The organism is Ruania albidiflava DSM 18029 (genome assembly GCF_000421225.1).
Classification (GTDB): domain Bacteria; phylum Actinomycetota; class Actinomycetes; order Actinomycetales; family Beutenbergiaceae; genus Ruania; species Ruania albidiflava.
This window is the reverse complement of sequence record NZ_ATWL01000001.1, coordinates 487938-495633: the sequence shown is the minus strand read 5'-3', so window position 1 is coordinate 495633 and position 7696 is coordinate 487938. Positions and strand designations below refer to the sequence as shown.

The 7696-nt window shown below is 71.4% G+C and carries 7 protein-coding genes and 2 rRNA genes; all 9 read left to right on the top strand.

Translation table 11 applies throughout. The annotated features are described in order from the left end of the window. Positions 1-257, top strand: a 23S ribosomal RNA gene (locus K338_RS0102285); the annotation flags it as partial. 149 nt (positions 258-406) lie between these two features. Continuing rightward, a 5S ribosomal RNA gene (gene rrf, locus K338_RS0102280) occupies positions 407-524 on the top strand. 165 nt (positions 525-689) lie between these two features. Next, positions 690-1835 carry a hypothetical protein gene (locus tag K338_RS25410; protein WP_022916567.1) on the top strand — a complete coding sequence of 382 codons (1146 nt, stop codon included), beginning with the start codon at positions 690-692 and terminating at the stop codon, positions 1833-1835. Beyond that, positions 1828-2886, top strand: coding sequence for an HAD-IIA family hydrolase (locus K338_RS19985; RefSeq protein ID WP_022916566.1), 1059 nt, complete (start codon positions 1828-1830; stop codon positions 2884-2886). Before K338_RS25410 ends, K338_RS19985 begins: the two co-directional genes overlap by 8 nt. A 60-nt stretch (positions 2887-2946) precedes the next feature. Next, on the top strand, positions 2947-3084 hold the full coding sequence (locus tag K338_RS25795) for a hypothetical protein (RefSeq protein ID WP_022916565.1): 138 nt from the start codon (positions 2947-2949) through the stop codon (positions 3082-3084). Continuing rightward, complete coding sequence (locus K338_RS0102260) at positions 3084-3926, top strand: TlyA family RNA methyltransferase (protein WP_022916564.1); 843 nt, start codon at positions 3084-3086, stop codon at positions 3924-3926. The genes K338_RS25795 and K338_RS0102260 overlap by 1 nt, the downstream gene beginning before the upstream one ends. Next, positions 3923-4768, top strand: coding sequence for an NAD kinase (locus K338_RS19980; protein ID WP_022916563.1), 846 nt, complete (start codon positions 3923-3925; stop codon positions 4766-4768). The genes K338_RS0102260 and K338_RS19980 overlap by 4 nt, the downstream gene beginning before the upstream one ends. Beyond that, positions 4765-6501, top strand: coding sequence for a DNA repair protein RecN (recN, locus tag K338_RS0102250; protein ID WP_022916562.1), 1737 nt, complete (start codon positions 4765-4767; stop codon positions 6499-6501). Before K338_RS19980 ends, recN begins: the two co-directional genes overlap by 4 nt. Next, the gene (gene steA, locus K338_RS19975) at positions 6498-7691 is read left to right on the top strand and encodes a putative cytokinetic ring protein SteA (RefSeq protein WP_022916561.1); all 1194 of its coding nucleotides are present in this window, start codon (positions 6498-6500) and stop codon (positions 7689-7691) included. Before recN ends, steA begins: the two co-directional genes overlap by 4 nt. Positions 7692-7696: the final 5 nt, after the last annotated feature.

Sequence of the window (7696 nt, the reverse complement as noted above, 5' to 3'; positions counted from 1 at the left end):
GTCCCTAGTACGAGAGGACCGGGACGGACCAACCTCTGGTGTGCCAGTTGTTCCGCCAGGAGCACGGCTGGTTAGCTACGTTGGGAAGGGATAACCGCTGAAAGCATCTAAGCGGGAAGCCTGCTTCAAGATGAGATTTCCTAGAGGACCTTGTGCCTCGAGAGGCTCCCAGCTAGAACACTGGGTTGATAGGCCGGATGTGGAAGCACAGCAATGTGTCCAGCTGACCGGTACTAATACGCCGAAGACTTAACCACACCCCCCCCTTCTTTTGTGGGGGGAATGAAACCAAACCCGTGCGCGTCCACTGTGCGGTTCCCGAGATACCGGCAACCACCACCCCCCACCCCCCACACATTCCCCGGGGGGCAGACCCGGGGGCCGGGGTTTGATATCTCCATAAAGTTACGGCGGTCATAGCGAGGCGGGAAACGCCCGGTCCCATCCCGAACCCGGAAGCTAAGCCCCTCAGCGCCGATGGTACTGCGACCGCGAGGTCGTGGGAGAGTAGGACACCGCCGGACCACACATCCCAGTCAAGCCACCCCCACCAGGGTGGCTTGACTGCGTTAACCCGCCGGCTCCCGACTCCCGAGTGTGGCAACGGGCACACTCGGAGCGCTGGCCGGCTCTGCTTCAGCTGTCGCGGGTAGTCTTGTCCCGTAGTTGAACAGCGGAGAGGGATTGTGATGGCCGGCGAGGCTGAGAACAGCGACGAACGAGACGCCGAGAAGTCTCCACGATCCCGGGACCGCTACCCAGGACGCGGTGCCCCCGGTCGGCCACGACGGCCGGGGCGCTCCGGTGGTGCCGACCAGAGACGCCGGGAGGGAGACGCTCCGGGTCGGCCGGGACGTGAGGGCAGCCAGCGACGTCATGAGAACCGCCGAGGCGGTGACGACCGCGGCCGCCCGGGAAGGCAGGGCCGGCGCTCGGACCGCGGATGGAACGATCGACGCCAGCAGGACAGCGGGCGCGGGCCGGATCGGGCTGCAGGCGAAGGCGGCCATCGGCGCCCGCTGCCCCGCGGGGAGTCCCGCCCACCACAGGCCGACCGTCCCACTGACCCACCGATCTACGAAGACGTCACGTTCGCCCAGCTGGACCGCCAGGCGCGCCAGCGTCTGCGGACGCTGAGCAAGGAGAGCGCCGAACGCGTCGGCCGGCACCTGGTGATGGCCGGGCTGCTCGTCGAGGAGGACCCCGAGCTCGCCTACCAGCACGCCCACTCCGCCCTACGACGTGCCGGTCGAGTCGACGTCGTGCGCGAAGCCGTGGCGCTGACCGCGTACGCCACCGGTCGGTACGCAGAGGCGCTGCGAGAGATCCGCACCGTACGTCGGCTCAGCGGGCTGGACGCACTCCGGGCGATCGAGGCCGACTGCGAACGGGGACTGGGCCGTCCGGAACGGGCGCTCGACCTGGCCGCTGCACCACCGAGCAAGGACATGACCACCACCGACCGGGTAGAGCTCGCGCTGGTGGCCAGTGGTGCGCGGCTCGACCTGGGACAACCCGACGCGGCCCTCCTCCTGCTGGACCAGCCTCTGGTGCTCGACGTCGCCGACGAAGAGATGCGGATCCGGGTCGCCCAGGCGCGTGTCACCGCGTTGCAGGCGGCAGGACGGACCGAGGAGGCCGAAGCACTCGAAGCGACGATCCCGCCACCGGAACCGGAAGAGGACGAGGTCGTCTTCGCAGTCCTGCATCCAGAGGAGCTGGCGCACCGCGAACCGGCGACCGCAGGTGAGCACCCGGACAGCCCCACCGCGTCCAGCACAGCAGACCCACAGCGAGCAGCAGACCCACGAGAGGACGACAGCACCGATGTCTGACAGTGCGCTCCGCGGCTGCGACGAACCACTCCAGGTGAGCTTCGACGTCGCACTCTTGGACCTGGACGGTGTGGTCTACCGCGGCGACCATGCCGTTCCGCACGCCCCCACAGCTCTCGCCGAGGCCCGTGAGGGCGGGATGCTGATGATGTTCGTGACCAACAACGCCTCCCGCACACCAGATGTCGTCGCCCGGCACCTGACCGACCTCGGCATGCCCACCGGGCCCGAAGAGGTCACCACCGCAGCCCAGGCCGCCGCCCGGATGGTGGCCGAGAGCGCTGACCAGGACACCCGGGTGCTGGCCATCGGCGGAGAAGGGCTGCGCCAGGCGCTGCGTGCAGAAGGACTCACGCTCGTGGACACGGCCGACGATGAACCCACCGTCGTGGTCCAAGGGCTGGAGAAGAGCCTGTCCTGGACCGACCTGGCCGAGGCCACCTACGCCATCCTCGCCGGCGCCAGCCATGTGGCCACCAACCTCGACTCCACGTTGCCCACCGACCGCGGGCTGGCCCTCGGCAACGGCTCCCTCGTCGCTGCCGTCGTGCACGCCACCGGCGTCCAGCCGCGCGCTGCCGGAAAGCCGCAGCCAGAGATCTTCCAGCAGGCCGCCTCCCGCGCAGGTGCGCGCCACCCGATCGTCGTCGGCGACCGGCTGGACACCGACCTCGCTGGTGCACGCGCTGCCGGCTACCCGGGCCTGCACGTGCTCACCGGTGTGGACGGCCCTGCCGAGCTGCTGCGCGCCCGCCGCGCCGAGCGCCCCAGCTACCTGGGCACCGACCTACGGGCCCTGAAGGTGGCCCACCCAGCCCCACAACGAGGTGAGGGCGGGCGGTGGACCTGCCGTGACGCCGTCGCCCAGGTGCAGGACCAGACGGTGCTGGTGCGCCGCGGCGACAGCGAGATCGACCTCGACGCCGGTGCCGAGCTGACCCTGGACGAGCTCCGCGCCGCCTGTGCCGCCGCCTGGGCAGCCAGCGACGAAGCGGGCGTGTCCACAGTGTTGCCTGCCCCCGGGGGCACAGTGGTCGTAGCCTCCGACTGAGCACGCCACCGGCCAGGTAGCGTGAGCACCGACAGCATCGGACCGGCGGGAGGAGCCACCATGGACGCAGGTGAGCAGATCGACTCCGCAGTAGCAGCCGTGGAAGGGCTGGCTGACCGTCCCCTGCCCGAGCACGTGGCTGCCTTCGAGCACGTCCTGGCCACCCTGCAGGACCAGCTCGCTCAAGCGGAGGACTGATGGCGCGCCGAGCACGCCTGGACGCTGAGCTCGTGCGCCGCGGGTTGGCCCGCTCCCGCCAGCACGCCGCAGCGCTGATCGCCCAGCAGCGCGTCCTCCTGGACGGCAGCGCTGCCAGCAAACCCGCCACCCAGGTCGACCCTGCCCAGGCGCTGCGCGTCCTCGACCCGCCGCAGGGCAGCCAGGACTACGTCTCCCGCGGAGGGCACAAGCTCGCCGGCGCCCTGGACGCCCTGGGCACCGCCGCCCCAGCGGTCACCGGACGCCGGGCCCTCGATGCCGGAGCCTCCACCGGCGGGTTCACCGATGTGCTGCTGCGGCGCGGCGCGGCCCACGTGGTCGCCGTCGACGTCGGCTACGGCCAGCTCGCCTGGCCGCTGCAGACCGACCAGCGGGTGACCGTGCTGGACCGCACCAACGTCCGCACCCTCGACCCCGCGGCCGTGGCACCACCACCGGAGCTGGTCGTCGGTGACCTGTCCTTCATCTCCCTGACCCTGGTGCTGCCCGCCCTGGTCGGTGCCGCCGCCGAGGACGCCGACCTGCTGCTCATGGTCAAACCGCAGTTCGAGGTCGGCAGGGACCGCCTCGGCGCCGGGGGAGTGGTCCGGGACATCGCCCTGCACGCCGAGGCGGTACGCACCGTCGTCAGTGCTGCTACCAGCCTCGGCCGCGGGCTGCGGTCCGTGGTGGCCAGCCCGCTGCCGGGCCCGAGCGGCAACGTCGAGTATTTTGTGCACCTGCACCGCGATGCCACCCCGAGCGAGGAGGAGCTCGACCAGATGATCACCGACGCGATCGCCACGGGCCCCGCCGGCCCGGCGGCGGAGGTCCGGTCATGACCCGACGTGTGCTGGTGCTCACCCACCCGGGCCGGCCGGCGGCCGCGCACACTGCTGAGCTGGTCGCCACCGAGCTACGCCGGCACTCGATGACCCCGATCGGTGAGGACGAGATCGACGGTGGCGACATCGAGCTGGTCATCGTCCTCGGTGGTGATGGCACCATCCTGCGCGCCGCCGAGCTGGTCCGTGGCCGCGGCACCCCGCTGGTCGGCATCAACCTCGGTCACGTCGGGTTCCTCGCCGAGTCGGAGGTGGACCGGGTCGCGCACGTGGTCGCCCGCGCCGCCGAGCGCGACTACCAGGTCGAGGAACGGATGACACTCGACCTCACGCTCACCCCACCGGACGGTGACCCCACCCACGGTTGGGCGATCAACGAGGTCAGCGTGGAGAAGGTGGACCGGGAACGGATGATCGAGGTCGCGATCGGGATCGACGACCGTGGCCTGTCCACGTTCGGCTGCGACGGAGTGGTGATGGCCACCCCGACCGGATCCACCGCCTACGCCTTCTCCGGCGGCGGGCCGGTGGTCTGGCCGGACGTCTCGGCCATGCTGCTGGTGCCGATCAGCGCCCACTCCCTGTTCGCCCGGCCGCTGGTGGTCGGTCCGGACTCCCGGATGACTGTGGAGGTCCTCAGCCGCAGCTTCACCCCCGCGGTGCTCTGGTGCGACGGCCGCCGCCGTCTGGACGCTGCCCCCGGGGCCCGCATCGACGTGGTCCGCGGCAGCGCACCGGTGCGCCTGGCCCGGTTCAACCTCAGTCCGTTCACCGACCGGCTGGTGGGCAAGTTCAACCTGCCTGTGGCCGGTTGGCGCGGTGCGAAGGACACGCCATGATCGAAGAGATCGCGATCAGCGACCTCGGTGTCATCTCTTCGGCGCTGATCGAGCTCGACCCCGGCCTGACCGTGATCACCGGCGAGACCGGTGCCGGGAAGACGATGGTGCTCACCGGACTGTCCCTGCTGCTCGGCGGCAAGGCCGACCCGGAGGCGGTGCGACCCGGCCGGGACCGCGCCACGGTCGAGGGTCGGTTCGTCCCGCCCCCGGGCCATCCCGCGCTCACCGTTGCTGCCGAGGCCGGTGCGATGCTCGACGACGGCGCGCTGCTGGTGGCCCGTACCGTCGCCGCCCAGGGGCGTTCTCGGGCACACCTGGGGGGTCGGTCCGTCCCGCAGGGCCTGCTCGCCGAGGTCGGTGCGGACCTGATCACCGTGCACGGGCAGAGCGACCAGCTGCGGCTGCGCTCACCCGCCCAGCAGCGCCGAGCCCTGGACCAGTACGCCGGGCCGGACCACCTGGCCACCCTGGCGCAGTACACCGATGTGTACGCCGCCCGCCGGTCCGCCGAGGCCGAGCTAGACGCCTGGGACGCCGACTCCCGCGACCGGGAGGAGGAGCTGGCCCGCCTCACCCGCGCCATCGAAGCCATCGACGCCCTCGACCCGAGCGCCGGGGAGGACGCCGACCTGCGCGCCGAGGCCGAGCGGCTCGGCAACGTCGAAGACCTCCGCCTGGCCGCAGGCGCTGCGCACGAGGCGATCGGCGGGGTGGAGGACCCGGCCGCCCCGGAGGCAGCGCTCGCCCTGGTCGACCAGGCACGCCGCACCCTCGCGGCCGCAGCGGAGCACGACGAGGCCCTGGTCGAGTGGACCCACCGGCTGGACGGCATCAGCTACCAGCTTTCCGACCTGCTCACCGAGCTGGGCTCCTACCTCGCCGGACTCGAGGCCGACCCGGCCCGCCTGGAGCAGGTGCACGAACGCCGCGCCGCGATCACCGACCTGATCCGCACCCACACCGACGGCGACACGCTCGAGCACCTGCTCGACTTCGCCACCCGGGCGCGTGCCCGGATCAGCGAGCTCACCGCCCCAGGTGCCGGGCGGGACGCCCTCATCGCCCGGGTCGCCGAGCTGCAGGAGACCGAGCGCGCCCTTGCCGCGACGCTCTCCGCAGGGCGGGCAGCAGCCGGAGCGGCGATGGCCGAGGCCACCGGTGCCGAGCTGACCGGACTGGCCATGCCCGGGGCATCCCTGGTGGTCCAGACCAGCCCCCTGCCCGAGCTCGGCCCGTTCGGCGGGGAGGACGTCCAGCTGCTGCTCAGCGCCCATTCCGGGGCCCCCGCCCGCCCGCTCGGCAAGGGCGCCTCCGGTGGTGAGCTCTCCCGGGTGATGCTCGCCCTGGAGGTGGCGCTCGCCCGTCGGCAGGCCGACACCGAGGACGCCCCGCTGCCCACGTTCGTGTTCGACGAGGTGGACGCGGGAGTCGGCGGCCGTGCCGCCGTCGAGGTGGGCAGCCGGCTCGCCGAGCTGGCGCGGCACACCCAGGTGATCGTGGTCACCCACCTGCCCCAGGTGGCGGCCTTCGCCGACCGGCACCTGGTCGTCACCAAGACGACCAGCGACCAGGGGGAGGCCGTCACCGCCAGCGACGTGTGCGCCGTCACGGGCGAGGACCGGGAGGCCGAGCTGGCCCGGATGCTCTCCGGTGACCCGGGCTCGACCACCGCCCGACAGCATGCCGCAGAGCTCCTGGCTCGTCCCGGCGTGGGAGCATGGGAGGCATGATCTCTCTGCTGCGTGGCCGCTCCCACGACGAGGACGCCTCCGCCGAGGCCCTCGCTGTGGCGCGTGTGGACCGCCGCACCAAGTCACTGACGAAGCGGCTCGGTGCCGGCGAGGTCGCCGTGATCGACCACCTGGACATCGACCGCGTCTCGGCCGAGGCCCTGGTCGCCTGCCGTCCGGCAGCCGTGCTGAACGCCGCAGCCTCCATCTCCGGCCGGTACCCGAACATGGGCCCGGAGATCCTGCTCGCCGCCGACATCCCGCTCATCGACGACCTCGGTGCCGACGTGATGACCCTCACCGAGGGAAGCCGGGTACGGGTCGAGGAGAACCAGGTCTACGCCGCTGACGGCACCCTCGTCGCCGAGGGCACCCGGCAGACCGACGAGCTGGTCGCCACGGCGATGGAGGAGGCGCGTGCCGGCCTGTCCGTCCAGCTCGAGGCGTTCGCAGCCAACACCATGGACTACATGCGCCGCGAACGCGAGCTGCTCCTCGACGGCGTCGGCGTGCCCGAGGTGACCACTGCGTTCGAGGGCCGGCAGGTCCTCATCGTGGTCCGCGGCTACTCCTACAAGGAAGACCTGGCGATGCTGCGCCCGTACGTCCGCGAGTACCGGCCGCTGCTGGTCGGGGTGGACGGCGGTGCCGACGCCATCCTGGACGAGGGCCTACGCCCGGACATGATCGTCGGCGACATGGACTCCGTCTCGGACAAGGCACTGACCTCAGGTGCCGAGATCGTGGTGCACGCCTACCGAGACGGCACCGCGCCCGGCCTGAACCGGGTGCAGGACCTCGGTGTGGAGCACGTGGTCTTCCCCGCCACCGGTACCAGCGAGGACATCGCCATGCTGCTCGCCGACGAGAAGGGTGCCTCGCTGATCGTGGCCGTCGGCACGCACGAGACACTCGTGGAGTTCCTGGACAAGGGCCGGGCCGGGATGGCCAGCACCTTCCTCACCCGGCTGCGGGTCGGCGGCAAGCTCATCGATGCCAAGGGCGTCTCCCGGCTGTATCGGCACCGCATCTCCAACTGGCAGGTGAGCGTCCTGATCCTCGCCGGTGTGTCGGCGCTGGTCGCAGCCCTCGCCGCAACCAGCGCCGGGCAGACCTTCCTCGGGCTGCTGCTCGCCCGCTTCGACGACCTCTGGTCCTGGTTCGGCGACCTGTTCACCGGGCTGTTCTAAGGCCC